This window comes from Actinomadura sp. WMMB 499 (assembly GCF_008824145.1).
GTDB lineage: Bacteria > Actinomycetota > Actinomycetes > Streptosporangiales > Streptosporangiaceae > Spirillospora.
In genome coordinates, this window is the sequence record NZ_CP044407.1 from 8,129,461 (window position 1) to 8,150,707 (window position 21,247).

The window sequence follows — 21,247 nt, forward strand, 5'->3', positions numbered from 1 at the left end:
GCGCGATGGCCATTTCTCCGGCCGGCCGGGCACCGGCCGACCGGGAGGGGGCGGGGGGCGCCCGGCCCCGGCGGCTCGGGCCGCGCGAGCGCGCGGTCGCCGCCGTCGGGCTGCTCGACCGCCCGCTCACGTCCTACCACCTCGTGCTCGGCTGCACGGTGCTGCTGGTGGCGCTCGGCCTGACGATGGTGCTGTCGGCGTCCAGCGTCGACCAGCTCCAGGCCACCGGCTCGGCGTACACGCTGGTGCAGAAGCAGGGGCTGTGGGTCGTCATCGGGCTGCCCTGCATGTGGCTGGCGTCCCGGCTCCCGGTCAAGACGTTCCGCGCCCTCGCCTACCCGCTGCTGCTGCTGTCGATGGTGGCGCTCGCGCTCGTCCTGGTGCCCGGCCTCGGTCGCAGCGCCTGGGGCGCGACCCGCTGGATCGACCTCGGTCCGGTGCAGATCCAGCCGTCCGAGCCCGCCAAGCTCGGCCTGGTGCTGTGGGGCGCCGACCTGCTCGCCCGCAAGGAGCGGCTCGGGCAGCTCACCGAGTGGCGGCCGCTGCTGGTGCCGCTGCTGCCCGGCGCCGGGTTCCTGGTGCTGCTGGTCATGCTCGGCAGCGACCTCGGCACCACGCTGGTGCTGCTGACGATCTTCCTGGCGCTGCTGTGGGTGGTCGGCGCGCCCGGACGGCTGTTCGTCGGGATGGCCGGGATGGTCCTGCTGCTCGTGGCGATCCTCATCGTCGTCGAGCCGTACCGGATGCAGCGCCTCACCGGGTTCCTCGACCCGTCCGGCAACACCCTCTCCACGAACTACCAGAGCGTCCAGGGTCTGTACGCGATCGCGTCCGGCGGCATGTTCGGGATCGGCCTGGGGGAGAGCCGCGCCAAATGGGACTACCTCCCGCACGCCGAGACCGACTTCATCTTCGCGATCGTGGGAGAGGAGCTCGGGCTCGCCGGGACGCTCATCGTGCTGTGCCTGTTCGGGCTCCTCACCTACGCGGGCCTGCGCATCGCCAAGCGCGTCCAGGACACCTTCACCCGGCTCGCCGCCGCCGGCGTGACGGCGTGGCTGGTCGTCCAGGCGGTCATCAACATCGGCGCGGTCGTCAACGTCCTGCCCATCACGGGGATCCCGCTGCCGCTCGTGTCCTACGGCGGGTCGGCGCTCATCCCCACCCTGATCGCGCTCGGCATGCTGCTGGCCTTCGCCAAACGGGAGCCCGGCGCGAGGCAGGCACTCTCCGCACGGGGCCCCGGACCGGTCGTGAGGGCTCTAAGCTGGCTAGGCCTGGCACGTCGGTGATTTTCATGAGGAGTTGTCAACGAGCATGAGGGTTGTCCTGGCCGGCGGGGGCACCGCCGGACACATCGAGCCCGCGCTGGCCCTCGCGGACGCGCTGCGCCGCAACGACCCGAACACCGGGATCGTCTGCCTGGGCACCGAACGCGGCCTGGAGACCCGGCTGGTCCCGCAGCGCGGGTACGAGCTCGCCCTGGTCCCGCCGGTGCCGCTGCCGCGCACGCTGACCCCCCAGCTGCTGACGGTGCCCGGACGGCTGCGCGGTGCGATCAACGCGGCGGCGTCCGTCATCGACCAGGCGCAGGCCGACGTCCTCGTCGGCTTCGGCGGCTACGTCGCCACGCCCGGCTATCTCGCCGCCCGCAAGCGCAAGATCCCGATCATCGTGCACGAGGCCAACCCCAAGCCCGGCCTCGCCAACAAGCTCGGCGCCCGCTTCACCGAGCACGTCGCGGTGTCCCACGCCGACTCGCCGCTGCCGAACCCGACGTTCGTCGGCATCCCGCTGCGCCGCGAGATCGCCACCCTGGACCGGCTCGCGATGGGCGACAAGGCCCGCTCGTACTTCGGCCTGCTGCCCGACCTGCCCACGCTGCTGATCTTCGGCGGCTCGCAGGGCGCCCGGTCGCTCAACCAGGCCGCGGTCGCCGCCGCGCCCTACTTCCGGCAGGCCGGCATCCAGGTGCTCCACATCGTCGGGCCGAAGAACACCGAGGAGCCCGAACCGGTGTCGGGCGGACCACAGTACGTGACGATCCCCTACTGTGACCGCATGGACCTCGCCTACGCCGCCGCCGACATGGCCATGTGCCGCGCCGGCGCGATGACCTGCGCGGAACTCGCCGCGGTGGCGCTGCCCGCGGTGTACGTGCCGCTGCCCATCGGCAACGGCGAGCAGCGGCTGAACGCCGAGCCGATCGTGGCCGCCGGCGGCGGGATGCTCGTCGACAACGCCGAGCTGTCGCCCGACTGGATCGCGCAGCACCTCCTGCCGGTCCTGGCCGACCCCGCGCGGGTCGCGAACATGTCGGAGGCCGCCGGCCGGATGGGCCGCCGGGACGCCGACGTCGCCCTCGCCCAGATGGTGTACGACGTCGTCCGCTCGGCGGGCGCCGCGCGATGAGTCTGATCGAGCCGAGCGACATCGAGCGCGGCGAGGTCGTCCCGGCCGGGGAGCTGGGCCGGGTGCACTTCATCGCCATCGGCGGCGCCGGGATGTCGGGCATCGCCCGGATCATGCTGCGGCGCGGCATTCCCGTGTCCGGCAGCGACGCCCGCGACTCCGAGCTGCTCGCCCAGCTCGGCGGGATGGGCGCGCGGGTCCATGTCGGGCACGACGCCGCGCACCTCGGGGACGCCGACACGGTCGTGGTGTCGACCGCGATCCGCGACGGCAACCCCGAGCTGGTCGCCGCGCGCGAGCGCGGCCTGCGGGTCCTGCACCGCTCCGCCGCGCTCGCCGCGCTGATGGCCGGGCGCCGCGCCGTCGCGGTCGCGGGCACGCACGGCAAGACGACCACGACCTCGATGCTCACGGTCGCGCTGCAGCACGCGGGCGCCGACCCGTCCTACTGCATCGGCGGCCAGCTCGTCACGACCGGGCTGGGCGCCGACGAGGGCACCGGCGACGTGTTCGTCGCCGAGGCCGACGAGAGCGACGGCTCGTTCCTGATGTACACGCCGCGCATCGCGGTGATCACCAACGTCGAGGCCGACCACCTGGACAACTACGGCGGATTCGAGCAGGTCAAGGAGAACTTCGCCCTGTTCGTCGACCGCGTCGAGCCCGGCGGGACGCTCGTCGCCGGTGCGGACGACCCCGTCGCGATGGAACTCGCCGAGCGCGCGCGCGAACGCGGGCTGACCGTCCGGACGTACGGGGAGGCGGAGGGCGCCGACCTGCGCGTCACCGGGTTCACCCCGCGCGGGCTCGGCTCCCGGTTCGAGATCGCCGGGGTCGGCCCGGTCGCGCTCGGCGTCCCCGGGCGGCACAACGCGCTCAACGCCACCGCCGTCGTCGCGGTCGCGCAGGCCCTCGGCCTGGACGACGCGGCCGTGCGGGACGGCCTCGCCGCGTTCGGCGGCGCGATGCGCCGGCTGGAGCACAAGGGCGAGGCGGGCGGCGTCGAGGTGTTCGACAGCTACGCCCACCACCCCACGGAGCTGACCGCCGACCTGGAGGCCACCCGCGACTACGCGCGGGAGAAGGACGCCTCGGCGGGCGGACCGCGCATCGTCGCGGTGTTCCAGCCCCACCTGTACAGCCGCACGCGGTTCTTCGCCGCCGAGTTCGGCGCGGCCCTCGGCCTCGCCGACGTCGCGGTCGTCCTCGACGTCTACGGCGCCCGCGAGGACCCGGAGCCGGGCGTCACGGGCAAGCTCGTGGCCGACGCGGTCCCGCCGGGCACCGAGACCGTCTACGCGCCCGTCCGGGACGACGTCCCCGCGACCGTGGCGTCGCTGGCACGGCCCGGCGACCTGGTCATCACGCTGGGCGCGGGGGACGTCACCGCGCTCGGCGCGCCGATCCTGGAGCGTCTCGCGGGCGCGGCGGAGCGTTAGCGGAGCCGGCGGTCACGGCCGTTCGCCCGCCGGGGAGGCCCGGTGACACGCCGGGGCCGCCGCGATCGGCCTCCGGCCGGGCCGGCACTGTCAAGCTTGGGTCATGACCGAGTCGCGGACGGGTCGGCGCGAGGACGCGGAGGCGGCGCCGCCCGCGGACGTGCCGGAGGAGGACGTGCCGGCCGGCGGCCGCTGGAAGGCGGTGTTCGTCGCGCTGCTGGTCGTCGGTGTGCTCGGCGCGGTGACCTGGGTGCTGCTCGGCTCGCGCCTGCTGGTGGTGCGGCACGTGGAGGTCACCGGCACCGACCTGGCGCCGCGCGACCGGGTCACCGCCGCCGCCGGGGTCGACCTCGGCGTGCCGATGGCGCGGCTGGACACCGGCGAGATCCGTGCCCGCGTCGAGCGGCTGCGGGAGGTCGGGTCGGCCGAGGTCGAGCGGAACTGGCCGGGCACGGTGCGGATCGTCGTGGACGAGCGCGTCCCGGTCGCGGTGTTCGAGCACGGGGGCCGGTACCACCGGATCGACGGGCAGGGCGTGGTGGTGGCCGACGGCACGACCCGTCCGTCCGGGCTGCCGGCGCTGAGCGTGGGCGCGCCCGGGCCGTCCGACCCGTCCACCCTCGCGGCCCTGCGGGTGCTCACCGCCCTGCCGGACGCCCTGCGCGGCCCGGTCGTGCAGGTCGAGGCGACCGCGCCCGAGGCCGTCACCCTGTACCTGAACGACGGCCGCACGATCCTGTGGGGTGCGGCCGAGCGGGCCGAGGAGAAGATCCGGCTGCTGGAGTCGCTGCAGCGGACCGAGGCGGGGCGGGCCGTGCGGAGGGTGGACGTCAGCTCTCCGGGCGTCCTGATGACGAGCTGATCCCGGTTCCGGGGGAGTGCGGCCTCGGAAACGCCGGGAAATCCGGAACCGATCGCGACCATTCGCCTCCGGTGCGTGTGTCGGGGCGCGCCGCGCCGTCCGATGGGGCACGCTGGACGGGTCGGCGGAAGACGGGTCGGCGGATTGGGACGGCTGAGACGGATGATTCGGACGTTACGCGACAGGACGGCGCGGGAGACGGCCCCTGCCGGGGGAGGTCCATCGCCAACCTGGGCAAACCGGCGCTCAGTGCGACACGCCGGTGGAGTTCGGGGGAGGTTAGTTGACCCTGGCGGTAAGGCCGCCCTACTGTCCGTATCAGTCCTCAGGTTGACATAACTGTAAGCCTCAAGTTGAGGGTGAGGGTTGAGGGCGACCCGGTCCGCCGGACCGGACGCTCCCGGCTCGCGCCAAGTGCACACAGGTCAGGAAACACCGCGGCGGCACGGTCGGCAGACCGGTCAGGCGGTCGGATAGAGCGAGCGGAAAGGCCCCTCGTCGTGGCAGCACCGCAGAACTACCTCGCGGTCATCAAGGTCGTCGGCATCGGCGGCGGCGGCGTCAACGCCGTCAACCGGATGATCGAGGAGGGACTCAAGGGCGTCGAGTTCATCGCTATCAACACGGACGCCCAGGCGCTGCTGATGAGTGACGCCGACGTGAAACTGGACGTGGGCCGCGAGCTCACCCGCGGCCTCGGCGCCGGCGCCAACCCGGACGTGGGCCGCAAGGCCGCCGAGGACCACCGCGAGGAGATCGAGGAGGTCCTCAAGGGCGCCGACATGGTGTTCGTCACCGCCGGGGAGGGCGGCGGCACCGGCACCGGCGGCGCGCCCGTCGTGGCCAACATCGCGCGCTCGCTCGGCGCCCTGACGATCGGCGTGGTCACCCGCCCGTTCAGCTTCGAGGGCAAGCGCCGGGCGATGCAGGCCGAGGCCGGCATCGAGACGCTGCGCGACGAGGTCGACACCCTCATCGTCATCCCCAACGACCGGCTGCTGTCGATCTCCGACCGGCAGGTCAGCGTCCTCGACGCGTTCAAGGCGGCCGACCAGGTGCTGCTGTCCGGTGTCCAGGGCATCACCGACCTGATCACCACCCCCGGCCTGATCAACCTGGACTTCGCTGACGTCAAGTCCGTCATGTCCGGCGCCGGTTCGGCGCTCATGGGCATCGGGTCCGCGCGCGGCGACGACCGCAGCGTCGCGGCGGCCGAGATGGCGATCTCCAGCCCGCTGCTGGAGGCCAGCATCGACGGCGCCCACGGCGTGCTGCTGTCCATCTCCGGCGGCTCCGACCTCGGTCTGTTCGAGATCAACGAGGCGGCCCAGCTGGTGTCGAACGCCGCCGCGCCCGACGCCAACATCATCTTCGGCGCGGTCATCGACGACGCGCTCGGCGACGAGGTCCGGGTGACCGTGATCGCCGCGGGGTTCGACGAGGGCCGCCCCACCAAGCCGGCGCCGGAGCCCGAGCACGTGCGGACACCGCCGCCGCCACGGCCCGCCCCGCCGCCGCCCCCGACGTCGGCGCCCGCCGCGCCGCCCGCGTCGGCGACCTCGCCGAACCCGATCCCCAGCCGGGTCGGACGCTCGGACGCCGCGGGCGCCCAGGCGTCCCAGCAGCAGGGGCAGCGCACCGTCGCGCAGGCGGCCGCCGCCCAGCAGCCGCCCGCCCCGCCGCAGCCGCCGGCGCCGCAGCCCGCGCAGGCGGCCCCGCCCGCGCGGCCCGAGGCCGAGAACCGGCCGTCCGCGCCGCCTGCGGGCGACGACCGTCCGGTCGCCGGCCGCCCCGCGCCCCGCGACGAGGCCGCGCACGGCCCGCCGCCCGGCGCCGGGCACGCCGACGCCCCGCAGCCGCCCGCCCCGCCGGCCGAGCGCGCCGCCGACCAGGCGCAGCGGGCTCCGGCGCCGCGCCCCGGCGGAGACCAGCCCTCGCGCGTGCACGCCGGCGAGAACGAGGGCGGCCCCGCCGCCGCGGGCAAGCGCCCGCCGCGCCGCGTCGTGTTCGACGAGGAGGACGACCTCGACGTTCCCGACTTCCTGAAGGGACCGTGACCCCCATCCCGAGCGAGCTCACCCGGGACGGTTCCGTCCTGGGCGACGGCGTCCGCGCGGCGTTCACCGACCGCGCCGGAGGCGTCAGCGAAGCCCCCTACGACTCCCTCAACCTCGGCGGCGCGGTCGGCGACGATCCCGCCGCCGTGCGCGGCAACCGCGAGCGGGCCGCCGCGCGCCTGGGCGTCGACCCCGCGCGCACCGTCTGGATGCGGCAGGTGCACGGCGCCGGCGTCGCGTACGTCACCGCCCCCGAAGACCTCGCCGACACCCCCGTCGACGCGATCGTCACCACCGTCCCCGGGCTCGCCCTCGCGGTCCTGGTCGCCGACTGCGCGCCCGTCCTGCTCGCCGACCCCGTCGCGGGCGTCGTCGGCGCCGCGCACTCCGGCCGTCCCGGCACCGCCGCTGGCGTCGTCCCCGCCCTGCTGGCGCGGATGCGCGAGCACGGCGCCGACCCGGCCCGGACGTCGGCCGCCATCGGCCCCGCCGCGTGCGGCGGCTGCTACGAGGTCCCGGCCGCGATGCGCGACGAGGTCGCCGCCGCCGTGCCCGCCGCGTACGCGACCACGTCCCGCGGCACCCCCGGCCTCGACATCCGCGCGGGCATCGCCGGGCAGCTCGCCGCCGCGGGCGTAGCCGACGTGCGGACCGACCCGCGCTGCACGATCGAGGACCCGGGCCTGTTCTCCTACCGGCGCGACGGCCGCACCGGCCGGTTCGCCGGGTACGTCTGGCTCACCGAACGCGAGGACCGCCCGTAGTGACCCCCGAGGAGCGCCGGGCCGAACTGGCCGACGGCCTCGCCGCCGTCCGCGCCCGCATCGCCGCCGCCTGCGCCGCCGCGGGCCGCGCCGAGGACGAGATCACGCTGGTCGCGGTGACCAAGACCTTCCCCGCGTCGGACGTGCGGCTGCTGGCCGGACTCGGCCTCACCGAGGTCGGCGAGAACCGCGACCAGGAGGCGCGGCCGAAGGCCGACGACTGCGCCGACCTTCCCCTCACCTGGCATTTCGTCGGACGCCTGCAGACGAACAAGGCCCGCGCCGTCACCGGCTACGCCGACGTCGTCCACTCGGTCGACCGGTCCCGGTTGGTCGCCGCGCTGTCGGACGCCGCCGTGCGCACCGGGCGCACGCCGCGCTGCCTCGTCCAGGTGTCGCTGGACGAGACCGAGCGGCGGGAGGGGCGCGGCGGCGCGGCCCCCGAGGACGTCCCGGGCCTCGCCCGCGAGATCGCCGACGCCCCCGGCCTGGAACTCGGCGGGGTGATGGCCGTCGCGCCGCTCGGCGCCGACCCGCTGCCCGCCTTCGCCCGGCTCGCCGAGGTGGCGGCGGACGTCCGCCGAAACCATCCGGGCGCCTCGATCGTTTCCGCGGGTATGAGCGGGGATCTGGAACAGGCGATCGCGTGCGGCGCGACACACCTCAGGATCGGTACGGCGTTGCTCGGCGGCCGACGGGCAATCGTCAGGTAATGTCCCCCCAGTGGGACCTGCCGGAACGCGGGCCACGCAGACGGACGGTCAACCGCGGCGCCGGACGCGCCGGAACCGCGGCCACAGGACACGGAGGGGCGTATGGCCAGCGCGATGCGCAAGATGGCGGTCTACCTCGGCCTGGTGGAGGACGACCGTTACGACGACGACCGTTACGACGAGTACGACATCTACGACGATGAGACCGACCCGGGTGAGGGGCGCCGTCGCGAGGACGAATCCGGCGGTCAGCTTACCCGAGCCGAGGACGACCCGGACCGTGATCGCGAGCATCACGCCGCGTCCACCGTCGAGCGACGTTCCGTGGCTCTCTACGAGAGCGGTACCACCGACCTTGCGCGCATCACTACGCTGCACCCAAGGACCTACAACGAGGCGAGGACCATCGGGGAGCACTTCCGTGAGGGCACCCCGGTGATCATGAACCTGACCGAGATGGTCGACAGCGACGCCAAGCGTCTCGTCGATTTCGCGGCGGGTCTCGTGTTCGGCCTGCATGGGAGCATCGAGCGTGTTACGAACAAGGTGTTCCTCTTGTCGCCCGCCAACGTGGAGGTGACGGCGGAGGACAAGGCCCGGATGGCAGAACGAGGGTTCTTCAACCAGAGCTGAGACGCACATGCGAGAGTATCCGTGAACATCGTTTGGGCCGTAATCGAGACGCTCCTCATCATCTTCCTCCTGCTCCTGATCGGGAGGCTGATCCTGGAGGTCCTGCAGTCGTTCGCCCGCCAGTGGCGGCCGACCGGGGTCGTGCTGGTGATCGCGGAGGCGGTCTACACCGTCACCGACCCCCCGCTGAAGTTCCTGAGGCGTTACATTCCTCCCATACGGCTGGGTAACGTTGCGTTGGACCTCAGCTTCACTGTCCTCTTCCTTGTGGTCTGGGTCTTGATCATCTTCGTACCGGGGCTCTGATCGGATACCGTCCTTTGGGACAGACTCCAAGCGCGCCAAGGAGACGAACATGCCGCTGACACCCGCCGATGTGCGGAACAAGCAGTTCAGTACCACCAGGCTGAGGCCGGGGTACGACGAGGAGGAGGTGGACGCCTTCCTCGACGAGGTCGAGGCAGAGCTCGACCGCCTCATCCAGGAGAACGAGGAGCTGCGGGCCAAGCTGGCCGAGTGCCTTCGCGGCAAGGTTCCCGCCATGGCCGCTCCCATCGTGGAGCCGAAGCCGGACGTGCAGAAGATCCCCGAGCCGCCCCGTCCCGAGCCGCAGCCGCAGCCGCAGCCGCAGGCGCCTCAGCCGGTGCAGCAGCAGCCCGAGCCGGAGCCCGCCCTCGGCGGCCTCGGCATGGCCGCCGCCCAGTCCGGCGGCGAGGACAACATGGACACCGCCGCCCGCGTGCTCGCGCTGGCGCAGCAGACCGCCGACCAGGCGATCGCGGACGCCCGCCGCGAGGCCGACGAGACGCTCGGTCGCGCCCGCCGCGAGGCCGAGGAGATCCTCGGCAAGGCCCGCCGGCAGGCCGACCAGATCGTCAGCGAGGCCCGCTCCCGCGCCGAGGCCCTCGACCGCGACGCCCAGGAGCGGCACCGCCAGGTCATGGGCTCCCTCGTGCAGCAGCGCGAGGAGCTCGAGCGCGAGGTCGACAACCTGCGCGCGTTCGAGCGCGAGTACCGCAGCCGCCTGAAGGTGTATCTGGAGGGCCAGCTGCGCGACCTCGAGGCGGGCAGCACCGAGACCGGCGCGTTCGCGGCCGTCCCCGGCGCCCCGCAGCCGCAGAACTCCGGCCCGCAGACCGGCCCGCAGACCGCGGTCCCGCAGAGCGAGAACCGCAACGGCGCGGCGCCGACCGGCTTCCCGCAACCGGCCGAGCACGGCCCGCAGCAGGTCCAGCACTCGGCGACCGGCGCGTTCCACTCCGGTGGGGACAACCCGCCGCACGAGAGGCGCTGACTCGGGCACCGCAGGCGATAGGGTCTTCCCGTCCGCCGCGCCGAGGATGGCACCGTCGCCATCCCGGCGGCGCCCACCGGCGCCCCGGCGGGTCGACCACCGGGCCACTCGGGCGGCCCGGAGCCCAGCGGTCTGAACGAGGGGGAGAGACCCTGTGATCATCCTGAGTGGCGTGCTCGTGGTGGCGGCCATCGCCCTGCTCGTCGCGGGAATCGTCGCGGGCAACGGCGACAGCGCCCAGGTCTTCGGCCTGGACGCGCTGGTGGTGATCTACATCTCCATCGGCGTCAGCATCGTCTCCGCGCTGTGCCTGGCCATCGGGGTGTTCCTGCGGCGCAAGGAGCTGTTCGGCCCGGGCGTCTCCACGGCGCCCGCCAAGAAGCGCAAGACCAGGCGGGACAAGCGCGCCACGCCGGCTCCGGCCGCGACCGCCGGCGCCCGTCCCGCGGGAACGCCGCCCGAACCGGCCGACGACGGCGTCGAGATCCCCGTCCAGCCGGTCGACGTGCCGGGCGACGCGATGGTGTTCGTCGTCCGCGGCCGCAAGCGCTACCACCTCGACACCTGCCGCCAGCTCGCCGGCCGCGACACCGAGGAGCTCACCTACGCGGAGGCCCGCGAGGAGGGCTTCAGCTCCTGCACCGCCTGCATGCCCGACACCGCACTGGCGGCGCGCGCCAAGGCGGGCGGGGAGAAGAAGGCGGAGCGGGCCGCGGACGAGAAGGGCCTCGCCGGCCTGGCCCGTCCGGCCTCCGCGCCGACGCCCCTGGACGCGACCGCCGAGATCCCCCGCGCCGAGGCCGCGGAGAAGTCGCGGCGCACCCCCGCCGGTCCGACGCTGATGGACCTCCCCGTCGCCGATCTCGTCAGGAAGAAGCCGGACGAGCCGGCCCCGGAGCAGCCCGAGCCGCCGAAGGACGAGCCGTCCCGGCACGAGCCGCCGAAGGACGGGCCGTCGAAGGACGAGTCGTCAACCGAAGCGCCGCCGAAGGACGCACCCCCGAAGGACGCTTCCTCGAAGGACGCGCCGCCGAAAGACGCGTTCTCGAAGGACGCGGGGAAGCCGGAGCCGTCCCCGGTGGACGTCACCGCCGATCTGGAGCCCCCGGCGCCCCGCCACGGCGACGCCGAGCAGCCGGACGAGCCCGCCGAGGTGCCCCGCCGGGCGCCCGAGCCGGAGGCCGCCGAGGAGGAGCCGCCCGCGGCCGACCCGGACGGCGACGACCCGCAGGTCCGCATCCTGAGCGGCACCAAGCGCTACCACCGCACGGACTGCGCCCTCATCGAGGACATCGGTGACGAGGCGGACGACCTCGAGTCGCTCTCCCGCACCGAGGCCAAGTCCCGCGGCTGCACACCCTGCCTCGTCTGCCAGCCCGACCGGGAGCGCGCCCGCGACTGAGGTCAGTCGCGGGGGCGGTGCCGTTCCGTCAGCCGGCGATGCCGCCGCGCGTGGCGGTCCATCACCCGCTGGTGCCGTTCCTCCAGGCGGTCGCGCCGCGACGCCGTCCCTCCGGCCTCCCTGCGGTCGACCGACACCCCGGAGAGCAGGACCACGCCGGTCAGCCGGATCACGGGCGCGCCCTCCTCGACGACGTCGTCCTCGGGCAGTGCGGTCCCGCCGAGGATCGCCATCGTGGAGTCGACGACCCGGACCCCGGGCGGCACGGTGATGGACACCCCGCCCATGATGGCCGTGATGTTCAGCGTGACCTCGGACGCGCTGAGGACGGCCTGGCGGAAGTCCAGGTCGACACCGCCCAGCAGGGAGACGACGTTGGTGCGCTTTTCGACGAGCCAGCGCCCGGAGCGGGTCGCCCCCGACAGCACGGCCACGACGTTCGCCGGCTGCGGGGTCGGCGGTTCGACCTGCTCGCCCTGCTTGCGCAGGTTGACGCGCGGCCCCGCCGACGCCGACGGCAGGTCGCCGAGGAGGGGCTCCAGCTCCGCGTAGGTCTTGGCCCGGTAGGCGGCGTCGATGCGCTCGGCGTGCTCCTCGGCCGTGATCCGCCCCTCGGCCAGGGCCTCGCGGAGGCGGTCGGCGACCTCGTCGCGGTCGGCGTCGGACGCCCGGAGCCGGGCGGGGTCCTGTCCGGAAGGGTTCTCGGGAAGGTTCACCCCACCATCATGACAAAACGCGATGCATCTCGAAAACCCGTCAAGCCCCCGCGCGAACCTTACTAGGTAAAGCCGTCCGCCGCTGTCGCGACGACACATGTTCCGGATGATCGTGTTTTGGTCAGATGCCGGCGACACCGGCCACGGGGACGCTTCGCGCGGCCGTAGGCGCCCAGCGCCGGAGGTCGCGCGAAGCGTCGGGGACGGCGACCGCAGCGTGCGTACGACTGCGGCACAGAGCACGGCGTCTTGCAACAGCACGCGAGGATCGCCGTCCCCGTGACGGGGGTTCCAGGGGGTCGCCCCCCTGGACTCACACCGTCTTGCGGAGCCAGTAGGCGAGGCCCAGTTCGTCGTCGCGGCCGCCCTCGACGCCGCCGGGGCGGCCCTCGGCGACGGACGTGGCGAGGACCTCGGTGGCCAGCTCGGAGCCGTGGGCGCGCAGGGCCTCGGCCAGGTCGGTCCCGGCGGCCTCCCACCACAGCTCGATGCGGTCGGTGACCTCCAGCCCGGCGGCCTTGCGGGCCTCCTGGACGAGCCGGACGGCCTCGCGCACGAGGCCGGCGCGGCGGAGTTCGGGCGTCACGTCGAGGTCGAGGGCGACGGTCTCGCCCGCGGCGCTCTCGACCGCCCAGCCGCTGCGGGGCCGTTCGGTGACGATCACGTCGCCGGGCGTGAGGCGCACGGCGCCGAGGTCGGCGGCCTCCACCTCGACGGCGCCGTCCTCGCGCAGGGACCGGACGAGCGCGGCGCCGTCGGCGGACGTGACGGCCTTGGCGACCTTCGGGGTGTCCTTGGCGTACCGCTTGCCGAGCTCGCGGAAGTTCGGCTTGACCTCGTACTCGACCAGGTCGCCGCCGATGGAGGAGAGTTCCTCGAACGCCTGGACGTTCAGTTCCTCGGCGATCTGCGCGCGGAGCTGGGCGGGCAGCGCGGCCCATCCGGTCGCGCCGACGAGGGCGCGGCCGAGGGGCTGGCGGGTCCGGACGCCGCTGGCGGCGCGGGCGGAGCGGCCGAGCTCGACGAGGCGCCGGACGAGCGCCATCTGCTCGGTCAGCGCGGGGTCCAGGAGTTCCTCGCGGACGGCGGGGAAGTCGGTGAGGTGCACCGACTCGGGCGCGTCGGCGGGCCGGAGCACGTCCCACACGTGGTCGGTGACGAACGGGACCATCGGCGCCATCAGGCGGGTGAGGGTCTCGAGGCACTCGTAGAGGGTGGCGAAGGCGGAGGCGCCGTCGGGCGTCTCGGGGCCCTCCCAGAACCGCTTGCGGGAGCGGCGCACGTACCAGTTGGACAGGTCGTCGACGAACTCGGCGAGCCGGCGGCCGGCGCGGGCGGTGTCGAACTGCTCGAGGGCGGCGTCGACCTCGCCGACGGTGCGGTGCAGTTCGGCGAGCGCCCACCGGTCGAGGAGGGGGCGGTCGGCCGGGGCGGGCGCCTCGCCCGTCCGGTCGGGCGTCCAGGGCTCGCCCTGTGCGGCGGCCGCGTTGGCGTAGAGGACGAAGAACGACGCGGTGTTCCAGTAGGTGAGGAGGACCTTGCGGACGATCTCCTCCAGCGCGCCGTGGCCGACGCGGCGGGACGCCCAGGGCAGGCCGTTGGCGAGCATGAACCAGCGGACGGCGTCCGCGCCGTGCTCGTCCATCAGCGGGATCGGGCGCAGCACGTTGCCGAGGTGCTTGCTCATCTTGCGGCCGTCCTCGGCGAGGATGAGGCCGAGGCACAGGACGTTCTCGTAGGACGAGCGGTCGAAGACGAGGGTCCCGACGGCCATCAGGGAGTAGAACCAGCCGCGCGTCTGGTCCTGGGCCTCGCAGATGTACTGCGCGGGGTAGGAGGCCTCGAAGACGTCCTTGTTGCGGTGCGGGGCGCCCCACTGGGCGAACGGCATCGAGCCGGAGTCGTACCAGGCGTCGATCACGTCGGGGACGCGGCGCGCTTCGGCTCCGCAGGACGGGCAGGGGAACGTGACGTCGTCGACGTACGGGCGGTGCGGGTCGAGTTCGGACATGTCGGAGCCCGCGAGTTCGCCGAGTTCGGTGAGGGACTCGACGCAGGTGATGTGCTCCTCGTCGTCACCGCACACCCACAGGGGGAGGGGAGTGCCCCAGTAGCGGCTGCGGGAGAGGGACCAGTCGACGTTGTTGCGGAGCCATTCGCCGTAGCGTCCGTGCTTGACCGTGTCGGGGAACCAGTTCGTCTTCTCGTTCTCCTCCAGCAGCCGCTCCTTGATCTGCGTGGTGCGGATGTACCAGGCGGGCAGCGCGTAGTAGAGGAGCGGGGTGTGGCAGCGCCAGCAATGCGGGTAGCTGTGTTCGAAGTGGCCGCCCCGGTAGAGGAGCCCGCGCGCGCGCAGGTCCTCGGTGAGGGCCTCGTCGGCGTCCTTGAAGAACTTCCCGCCCACCATGGGCACGTCGGGAAGGAACCGCCCGTCGGGGCCGATCGGGTTGACGACCGGCATGCCGTAGCTCTTGCAGACGGTCAAGTCGTCCCCGCCGAACGCGGGCGCCTGGTGGACGAGCCCGGTGCCGTCCTCGACGGTGACGTAGTCGCCCAGGACGACGTAGTGCGCGTCCGGGATGTCGACGAGGTCGAACGGACGCTCGTACGGCGTCCGCTCGAGGTCGGCGCCCCGGTAGGAGGCGAGGCGTTCGGCGTCCGCGCCCAGCACCTGCTCGAGGAGGGGCTCGGCGACGACGAGGACCTCGTCGGAGCCGGCGGGGCGCGCGGCGACGTAGGTGACGTCGGGGTGGACGGCCACGGCGGTGTTGGACACGAGCGTCCACGGCGTCGTCGTCCAGATCAGCAGCGCGGCGCCGAGGTCGGCGAGCGGGCCGGAGGCGACGGGCATCCGCACGTACACCGACGGGCTGGTGATCTCCTCGTACCCGCCGGGCTGGCCGAGTTCGTGGTCGGACAGGCCGGTGCCGCAGCGCGGGCAGTAGGGGGTGATGCGGAAGTCGCGGAACAGCAGGCCCTTGTCGAAGATCTGCTTGAGGGACCACCAGACGGCCTCGACGTACCGGGGGTCCATCGTGCGGTACGCCTGGGCCGTGTCGACCCAGAACCCCATCCGCTCGGACATCTCCTCGAAGGCGTCGACGTGCCGCAGGACCGACTCGCGGCAGCGGGCGTTGAACTCCGCGACGCCGTACTCCTCGATGTCCTTCTTGCCGGTGAGGCCGAGCTCCTTCTCCACGGCGACCTCGACGGGCAGCCCGTGGCAGTCCCAGCCGGCCTTGCGGGGGACGTGGTAGCCCTTCATGGTGCGGTAGCGCGGGAAGACGTCCTTGAAGACGCGGGCCTCGACGTGGTGCACGCCCGGCATGCCGTTGGCGGTGGGCGGCCCCTCGTAGAACAGCCAGCGGGGACCGGACGCGGTGCGCTCCAGCGACCGCTCGAAGACCTTGTTCTCCTGCCAGCGGCGCAGCATGTCCCGCTCGAGGGCGGGCAGCTCGACCTGCGCGGGCAGTGGCCGGAAACCTCGGCTCACGGTGGCGGACCTCCGGATCGACGTGGATGCGAGCGTGCACGTGTCCGGAGGGACGAGACGCGCGCCCGGATCGTCCGGACGGGCCCCGCGGTACCACCCTCCTTGCCCGCGTCGGATGCCGGCGCGGACCGCTTCTTTCGAGCCGCGGCGACCGGTTCTACTGGGCCCCGCGCGGGCGGGGCGGTTCTTCCGGAGGGCTCCGGGGTGATCGGACCGCCGTGCTCGCCCCCGGGCTCGCACCGTCCCCGGGTCGCTCATGGCTGCGTGCGGCGGCAGGTGTCCCCATCATCGCCTGCTGCGGCTGCGTGTATCCCGACTTTAACGCACCGGAGGCCCGTCCTCTTCCGGTTATCGCCGGGACGGCCGTTCGTCCGTCATGGTTCCTTTCCGAGGATTCGGTGATCCCTGGGGTTTCCGGAAACGCGGGCCGGGGGCATAAGCGGTCGGTAACGATCCCAGGTCGACGTCGACCTTGCCCGTGAAGGGGGACACCATGCCCGGACTGCCCACTGAGGCGATCAGCGTGACGGAGGCCGGTGCGGCGGCCACGACGGGCGGGACCCGGGCCGGGTCGGCGAAACCGGCGGCCAAACCGGCGGCCGCGCCCCGGCGGACCGCGAAGGCGCGGCGGGACGCGGCGGCCGACGGCGCGCGGCCGGACGCCGCCGGGCTGCCGGTGCGCGCGGACGAGGCCGGGTGGACGGCCGACGAGCTGTCGGAGGTCCGGGCGGGGCTGGAGGAGCAGATCGCGGAGCTGCGCGCCGACATCGCGGTGTCGACGAGCCAGATCGCGGAGGGCGACGCCAGCGAGGGCGCGGGCGACGACCAGGCCGACGCGGGCGCCAAGACGTACGCGCGCGAGCACGAGCTCGCGCTGGCGTACAATGCGCAGGACCTGCTCGCGCAGAGTGAGCGGGCCGTCCAGCGGATGGAGTCCGGCACGTACGGGATCTGCGAGGTCTGCGGCGAACCGATCGGCAAGGCGCGACTTCAGGTGTTCCCGCGTGCGACCCTGTGTGTGACATGCAAACAACGCGAGGAACGTCGCTGAGCGACTCAACGAACCCAGAGGGCGGGGCCGGGGAATCCACGGGATCTCCTCGGCCGCGCCGTGTCGGCGTGCTGGCCGTGGTGGCCGTGGTGGCGCTGGCCGCCGACATCGTGACGAAGATGATCGTGGTGGCGACGCTGCAGGGCGAGGAGCCGATCCGGCTGCTCGGCGGGCTGCTGACGCTGCGCGAGACCCGCAACAGCGGCGCCGCGTTCTCGATCGGCACCGGCTACACGGTCGTGTTCACCGTGATCGCGTCGGGCGTGGTCGTGGCGATCATCTGGACGGGCCGCAACCTGCGGAGCATGCCGTGGGCGATCTGCCTCGGCCTGATGCTCGGCGGCGCGCTGGGCAACCTGGTGGACCGGGTCTTCCGCGCGCCCGCGCCGCTGGAGGGCCACGTCGTCGACTGGATCCAGGTGCCGAACTGGCCGGTGTTCAACCTGGCCGACTCGGCGGTCGTCTGCGGCGGCGTCCTGGCCGTCGTGCTGGCCGCGCGCGGCCTGCAGATCGACGGTACCCGCATCACCGGCGACAAGGACGGGGACGGCGAGGCGGGCGAGGGCGGCGGGTCCGCGAAGGCCGCCCCCGAACCCAGCGAACCCACCGGACCGACCGAGCCCGAGAGCGCCGAGCCCGAGGCCACCGCCCCGAAGACCGCCGACGAGCGGGACGAGCGGGACGCGCGGACTCCGGGGGACGAGTCCTGATGGGGGACATGCGCAGCCTCCACGTCCCGGACGGGCTGGAGGGGGAGCGGGCCGACGCGGCGCTGTCGCGGCTGTTCGGGCTCTCCCGGGGCCGGGCCGCCGACATCATCGCCTCCGGCGACGTCCTGCTGGACGGACGGGAACTGGCGACCAAGTCCGAGCGGCTGCAGGCCGGGGCGTGGCTCGAGGTGACGCTCCCGCCGCCGCCCGCACCGCCCGCGCCCGTCGCGGAGCCGGTCCCGGGGATGGGCGTCCTGTTCGAGGACGACGACATCGTCGTGATCGACAAGCCGATCGGGGTCGCGGCGCACCCCACGACGGGCTGGACGGGCCCGACCGTCCTCGGCGGGCTGCTGGGCGCCGGGCACACGATCGCGACGAGCGGCGCGTCCGAGCGGCAGGGCATCGTGCACCGGCTGGACGCCAACACCACGGGCGCGATGGTGGTGGCCAAGAGCGAGAACGCCTACTCGCAGCTCAAGCGCGCGTTCCGCGACCGCCGCGTGGACAAGCGGTACCGGGCGCTGGTGCAGGGGCATCCGGACCCGTTCCGCGGGACGGTCGACGCGCCGATCGACCGGCACCCGTCCGGTGACGGGCGGTTCGCGGTGGTGGCGGGCGGGAAGCCGTCGGTGACGCACTACGACACGGTCGAGGCGTTCCGGGCGGCGACGCTGCTCGACATCGGGCTGGAGACGGGCCGCACGCACCAGATCCGGGTGCACATGGCGGCGATCAAGCACCCGTGCGCGGGCGACCACCTCTACGGCGCCGACCCGACGCTGGCGGCGCGGCTGGACCTGAACCGGCAGTGGCTGCACGCCGCGCGGCTCGGGTTCGAGCACCCCTCGACGGGGCGGTGGGTCGAGTTCGAGAGCCCCTACCCGGCCGATCTCGCGCGCGCGCTCGAGATCGTCGAGTCGGAGTCCTGACGGGCGCGGCCCGGCGGCTCACACCCCCAGCAGGCGGAGCCCGGCGGCGGTGGCGGCGGCGACGGCCAGCACCACCAGGAACGGCGCGCGCAGCAGCAGTGCCGCGACCGCCGCGCCGAGCCCGGCCGTCCGGGCGGGATCGAACTCCAGGCTCCGGCCGTCGGCGAACGCCTGCACGGCGATCAGCGCGGTCAGCAGCGCGACCGGGACGAGTTCGGTGAACCGCCGCACGCGCGGGTCGTCCAGGACGGACTGCGGCGCGACGAGGCCGGCGAACTTCAGCGCGTAGCAGCCGAGTGCGGTGGCCAGCACCGCGATCCAGACGCTCATGCGGGTTCCCCCGGCTTCTCGCGCTCCTCCCGGCGGAGCAGGGCGGGCAGTGCGGCGACGGCGGCGAGCATGACGGGCACGCCGGGCGGCAGCAGCGGCGTCGCGGCGAGGGCGATGGCGGCGGCGGCGAGCGCCGCCCGGGCCTCGGTGCGTCCGGCGGTGAGGCGCGGCCACAGCAGCGCCAGGAACGCGGCCGGACCGAGGACGTCCAGGCCCACGGCGTCCGGGTCGCCGATCCGCCCGGCGCCGACCGCGCCGAGCAGCGTGGTGAGGTTCCAGGTCAGGTAGATGGTGATCGCGGTGGTGTAGAAGCCGGCGCGGGCGGACGCCCGGTCGGGCTGGGCGGTCGCGACGGCGGTGGTCTCGTCGATGACGACGTGCGCGACGAGCGGCCGCCGCCACCCCCGCACGTCCAGGGTCCGCGCGAGCCGCAGCCCGTAGAGGGCGTTGCGGCCGCCGAGCAGGACCGCGCCGAGGGAGCCCGCGACGAGCCCGCCGCCCCCGCCCACGACGCCCGCCAGCGCGAACTGGGACGCGCCGGTGAACGCCAGCAGGCTCAGCACGCACGCCTGCGCCACCGTCAGGCCCGCGGTGACGGCGGCGGCGCCGAATGCCAGGCCGGACATGCCGACGGCGACGCCCACGCCCAGCCCGTCGCGGATCGCCGCGGTGCGGGCGCCGCCGGCCGCTCGGCCGGCGGCGTCGCCGTCCGCCCGGGTGTTCGCCATGGTCATACCGCCGACGTTAGGGGAGGCGGGGACGGGCGTATTGAACGTTCTTGCGGCCTTCGGGCGGTGGCCCTCACCTGCCCGCTCACGCGCGCGGCGGCTCGGCCGCGGCGTCGAGCCCGGCCTCGATGACGGCGGTCATGATCCGGGCGAGCCGGTCGGTGCCCAGCGTCGGGGCGTGCGCGGCCATCGCCTCGACGATGGCCCGCTCGCGCGCGGCGTCCCGTCCGGCGAACCCGCCGACGGGCTTGAGCCGCTGGACGGCGCCCGCGACGGCGGCGCGGCGCTCGAGCAGCGCGGCGAGCGCGGCGTCGATGCCGTCGATGGCGGCCCGCGCCTCCCCGACCGTCCGCAGGTCCGCCGCGTCCGGCAGGGCGATCCGCAGTTCGGTGGCCTTGCCGGCGGCGGGGTCGATGACGTGGTCGTTCATGTGCGGGTTCCTCTCAGGCGTCCCCGGACGGGACGGGCGGGGAGGGGAGGAGTCCGGGCCGCCCGTTCGGGAAAGGTGTCGTTCCACGAGAAAAGGCAGAGCCCGGGGGGCTCTGCCTTGGCCGGCTCCGGCCGGGAGGTCGGTCGGGTGTCGGCCGGTCGGGGAGATCCGTCGCTAGATGCTCGCGTCGACCGGCTCGACCGGAGCCGGCTGCGTAAACGCGGTACAGCGGAGGTCCATGGCCGCAATGGTAGGCGCCGCGGCGGGACGCGCGTCAAATCGTGGAACGGTGCGTCTCGTCTCATGAGACGGGGCGGGCGTGCGGCGCCCGGCTAGCATGTCAGGCATGACGGGAGAGGTCGCGCATTACTGGCGGCACCCCGCGCTTCCCGACGTGGGCCTGCTCCGCGCCCGGTACATCACCCACCGGTTCACGCGGCACGTTCACGACGGGTACGCGATCGGCGTGATCCTGGCGGGGGTCGAGGAGTTCGAGTACGCGGGCGGCGTCGAGCGGGCGGGCCGGGGCGCGGTCGTGGCGGTCAATCCTGGCACCGTCCACACGGGGCACGCGGGCGCGCCCGAGGGCTGGGCGTACCGGATGACCTACCCGTCGGTCGAGGTGCTCACGGACATCGCGGCCGAGCTGGGCCTGCCGCGCGGGACGCCCGCGTTCCCGAGCCCCGTCCTGGACGATCCGGGGACGGCGCGGCGGCTGCGCGCCGTCCACCTGGCGGGGGAGCGGGGCGACGCCCTGGCCGCCTCCACGGTGCTGCGGACGGCGTACGCGGGCCTGCTGCGGCGGCACGCCGCCCGCCTCCCGTCCGTCCCGCGCCCGGACGGGCCGCCCGCGCTGCCGCCGGCCGTGCGGGACGCGCGGGACGTGCTGCACGCGAGCCTCGTCGGCCCGCCGACGCTGGAGGAGCTCGCCGCGACGGTCGGGGCCCGCCCGTTCCCGCTGCTGCGGGCGTTCCGGGAGGCCACGGGCCTGCCCCCGCACGCCTACCTCAACCAGGCGCGGGTCCGCGCGGCGTGCGCGCTGCTGGACGAGGGACTGCGTCCGGGCGAGGTCGCCGCGCGGACGGGCTTCGCCGACCAGGCCCACCTGACGCGCCACTTCAAGCGCACGATGGGTGTTCCTCCGGGTGCGTACCGTGCGGCCCGGGGCTTTGGGAGTGTCGGGACCCGAGAGCCTCATGGGTCGGGTTAAGGTTTCAGGACCGCGTCGCCCGGAGCTCCCGTCCGGGTCGGCGATCTTCCCCCGGGACCGACGGCGACACC

At 74.0% G+C, this 21,247-nt stretch carries 20 protein-coding genes; 14 read left to right on the forward strand and 6 right to left on the reverse strand.

From position 1 onward, the window contains the following. The first annotated feature begins 5 nt into the window (after positions 1-5). The 10 genes from ftsW (at position 6) to F7P10_RS37085 (ending at position 10,174) form a co-directional block, all read left to right on the forward strand. On the forward strand, positions 6-1,292 hold the full coding sequence (gene ftsW, locus F7P10_RS37040) for a putative lipid II flippase FtsW (protein ID WP_151016704.1): 1,287 nt from the start codon (positions 6-8) through the stop codon (positions 1,290-1,292). A gap of 25 nt (positions 1,293-1,317) precedes the next feature. After that, positions 1,318-2,412, forward strand: a complete 1,095-nt coding sequence (gene murG, locus F7P10_RS37045) for an undecaprenyldiphospho-muramoylpentapeptide beta-N-acetylglucosaminyltransferase (RefSeq protein ID WP_151016705.1) — start codon at positions 1,318-1,320, stop codon at positions 2,410-2,412. After that, complete coding sequence (gene murC, locus F7P10_RS37050) at positions 2,409-3,851, forward strand: UDP-N-acetylmuramate--L-alanine ligase (protein WP_151016706.1); 1,443 nt, start codon at positions 2,409-2,411, stop codon at positions 3,849-3,851. Before murG ends, murC begins: the two co-directional genes overlap by 4 nt. 103 nt (positions 3,852-3,954) lie before the next feature. After that, the gene (locus F7P10_RS37055) at positions 3,955-4,713 is read left to right on the forward strand and encodes a cell division protein FtsQ/DivIB (protein ID WP_151016707.1); all 759 of its coding nucleotides are present in this window, start codon (positions 3,955-3,957) and stop codon (positions 4,711-4,713) included. A 500-nt stretch (positions 4,714-5,213) separates the two neighbouring features. Further along, entirely contained in the window at positions 5,214-6,770 is a 1,557-nt protein-coding gene (gene ftsZ, locus F7P10_RS37060) for a cell division protein FtsZ (protein ID WP_151016708.1), read from the forward strand. 5 nt (positions 6,771-6,775) lie between these two features. Beyond that, positions 6,776-7,534: a peptidoglycan editing factor PgeF gene (gene pgeF / locus F7P10_RS37065; RefSeq protein ID WP_218040771.1), complete on the forward strand. Its 759-nt coding sequence runs from the start codon at positions 6,776-6,778 to the stop codon at positions 7,532-7,534. Then, positions 7,534-8,247, forward strand: a complete 714-nt coding sequence (locus F7P10_RS37070; RefSeq protein WP_151016709.1) for a YggS family pyridoxal phosphate-dependent enzyme — start codon at positions 7,534-7,536, stop codon at positions 8,245-8,247. Before pgeF ends, F7P10_RS37070 begins: the two co-directional genes overlap by 1 nt. A gap of 102 nt (positions 8,248-8,349) precedes the next feature. Next, positions 8,350-8,880, forward strand: coding sequence for a cell division protein SepF (locus tag F7P10_RS37075; RefSeq protein WP_151016710.1), 531 nt, complete (start codon positions 8,350-8,352; stop codon positions 8,878-8,880). A 21-nt stretch (positions 8,881-8,901) separates the two neighbouring features. Continuing rightward, complete coding sequence (locus F7P10_RS37080; RefSeq protein ID WP_151016711.1) at positions 8,902-9,186, forward strand: YggT family protein; 285 nt, start codon at positions 8,902-8,904, stop codon at positions 9,184-9,186. A gap of 49 nt (positions 9,187-9,235) precedes the next feature. Beyond that, entirely contained in the window at positions 9,236-10,174 is a 939-nt protein-coding gene (locus F7P10_RS37085) for a DivIVA domain-containing protein (RefSeq protein ID WP_151016712.1), read from the forward strand. A 603-nt stretch (positions 10,175-10,777) separates the two neighbouring features. Here the strand turns inward: F7P10_RS37085 and F7P10_RS45600 are convergent. From F7P10_RS45600 to ileS, 3 genes are all read right to left on the reverse strand, one after another. Beyond that, the gene (locus tag F7P10_RS45600; protein WP_368077500.1) at positions 10,778-11,413 is read right to left on the reverse strand and encodes a pentapeptide repeat-containing protein; all 636 of its coding nucleotides are present in this window, start codon (positions 11,411-11,413) and stop codon (positions 10,778-10,780) included. Positions 11,414-11,578: 165 nt separating this feature from the next. Continuing rightward, the gene (locus F7P10_RS37095; protein ID WP_254716219.1) at positions 11,579-12,292 is read right to left on the reverse strand and encodes a DUF1707 domain-containing protein; all 714 of its coding nucleotides are present in this window, start codon (positions 12,290-12,292) and stop codon (positions 11,579-11,581) included. A 313-nt stretch (positions 12,293-12,605) separates the two neighbouring features. Beyond that, complete coding sequence (ileS, locus tag F7P10_RS37100) at positions 12,606-15,785, reverse strand: isoleucine--tRNA ligase (RefSeq protein WP_151016714.1); 3,180 nt, start codon at positions 15,783-15,785, stop codon at positions 12,606-12,608. A 670-nt stretch (positions 15,786-16,455) separates the two neighbouring features. On the opposite strand from ileS, the gene F7P10_RS37105 reads away from it, so the two are divergent. The 3 genes from F7P10_RS37105 (at position 16,456) to F7P10_RS37115 (ending at position 18,478) form a co-directional block, all read left to right on the forward strand. Next, positions 16,456-16,836 (forward strand): TraR/DksA C4-type zinc finger protein, encoded by a 381-nt coding sequence (locus F7P10_RS37105; RefSeq protein ID WP_254716842.1) that lies wholly within the window; start codon positions 16,456-16,458, stop codon positions 16,834-16,836. Between the two features lie 68 nt (positions 16,837-16,904). Then, positions 16,905-17,546 (forward strand): signal peptidase II, encoded by a 642-nt coding sequence (gene lspA, locus F7P10_RS45205; protein WP_302851399.1) that lies wholly within the window; start codon positions 16,905-16,907, stop codon positions 17,544-17,546. Next, on the forward strand, positions 17,546-18,478 hold the full coding sequence (locus F7P10_RS37115) for an RluA family pseudouridine synthase (protein WP_151016717.1): 933 nt from the start codon (positions 17,546-17,548) through the stop codon (positions 18,476-18,478). The genes lspA and F7P10_RS37115 overlap by 1 nt, the downstream gene beginning before the upstream one ends. Positions 18,479-18,496: 18 nt before the next feature. Here the strand turns inward: F7P10_RS37115 and F7P10_RS37120 are convergent, their stop codons facing one another. The 3 genes from F7P10_RS37120 to F7P10_RS37130 form a co-directional block, all read right to left on the reverse strand. Continuing rightward, positions 18,497-18,808, reverse strand: a complete 312-nt coding sequence (locus F7P10_RS37120) for an AzlD domain-containing protein (RefSeq protein ID WP_151016718.1) — start codon at positions 18,806-18,808, stop codon at positions 18,497-18,499. Beyond that, a complete protein-coding gene (locus F7P10_RS37125) occupies positions 18,805-19,536 on the reverse strand; it encodes an AzlC family ABC transporter permease (RefSeq protein WP_151018536.1) in 732 nt (243 codons plus the stop codon). Before F7P10_RS37125 ends, F7P10_RS37120 begins: the two co-directional genes overlap by 4 nt. An 85-nt stretch (positions 19,537-19,621) precedes the next feature. After that, complete coding sequence (locus F7P10_RS37130) at positions 19,622-19,966, reverse strand: chorismate mutase (RefSeq protein WP_151016719.1); 345 nt, start codon at positions 19,964-19,966, stop codon at positions 19,622-19,624. A 346-nt stretch (positions 19,967-20,312) separates the two neighbouring features. On the opposite strand from F7P10_RS37130, the gene F7P10_RS37135 reads away from it, so the two are divergent. Next, positions 20,313-21,176, forward strand: coding sequence for an AraC family ligand binding domain-containing protein (locus F7P10_RS37135; RefSeq protein WP_368077436.1), 864 nt, complete (start codon positions 20,313-20,315; stop codon positions 21,174-21,176). Positions 21,177-21,247: the final 71 nt, after the last annotated feature.

Coding starts and splice junctions, on each gene's coding strand:
- ftsW (WP_151016704.1), top strand. CDS start 6: ATGGCCATTTCTCCGGCCGGCCGGGCACCGGCCGACCGGGAGGGGGCG.
- murG (WP_151016705.1), top strand. CDS start 1,318: ATGAGGGTTGTCCTGGCCGGCGGGGGCACCGCCGGACACATCGAGCCC.
- murC (WP_151016706.1), top strand. CDS start 2,409: ATGAGTCTGATCGAGCCGAGCGACATCGAGCGCGGCGAGGTCGTCCCG.
- F7P10_RS37055 (WP_151016707.1), top strand. CDS start 3,955: ATGACCGAGTCGCGGACGGGTCGGCGCGAGGACGCGGAGGCGGCGCCG.
- F7P10_RS37075 (WP_151016710.1), top strand. CDS start 8,350: ATGGCCAGCGCGATGCGCAAGATGGCGGTCTACCTCGGCCTGGTGGAG.
- F7P10_RS37085 (WP_151016712.1), top strand. CDS start 9,236: ATGCCGCTGACACCCGCCGATGTGCGGAACAAGCAGTTCAGTACCACC.
- F7P10_RS45600 (WP_368077500.1), bottom strand. CDS start 11,413: ATGCGGACCTGCGGGTCGTCGCCGTCCGGGTCGGCCGCGGGCGGCTCC.
- F7P10_RS37115 (WP_151016717.1), top strand. CDS start 17,546: ATGGGGGACATGCGCAGCCTCCACGTCCCGGACGGGCTGGAGGGGGAG.
- F7P10_RS37120 (WP_151016718.1), bottom strand. CDS start 18,808: ATGAGCGTCTGGATCGCGGTGCTGGCCACCGCACTCGGCTGCTACGCG.
- F7P10_RS37125 (WP_151018536.1), bottom strand. CDS start 19,536: ATGGCGAACACCCGGGCGGACGGCGACGCCGCCGGCCGAGCGGCCGGC.
- F7P10_RS37130 (WP_151016719.1), bottom strand. CDS start 19,966: ATGAACGACCACGTCATCGACCCCGCCGCCGGCAAGGCCACCGAACTG.
- F7P10_RS37135 (WP_368077436.1), top strand. CDS start 20,313: ATGACGGGAGAGGTCGCGCATTACTGGCGGCACCCCGCGCTTCCCGAC.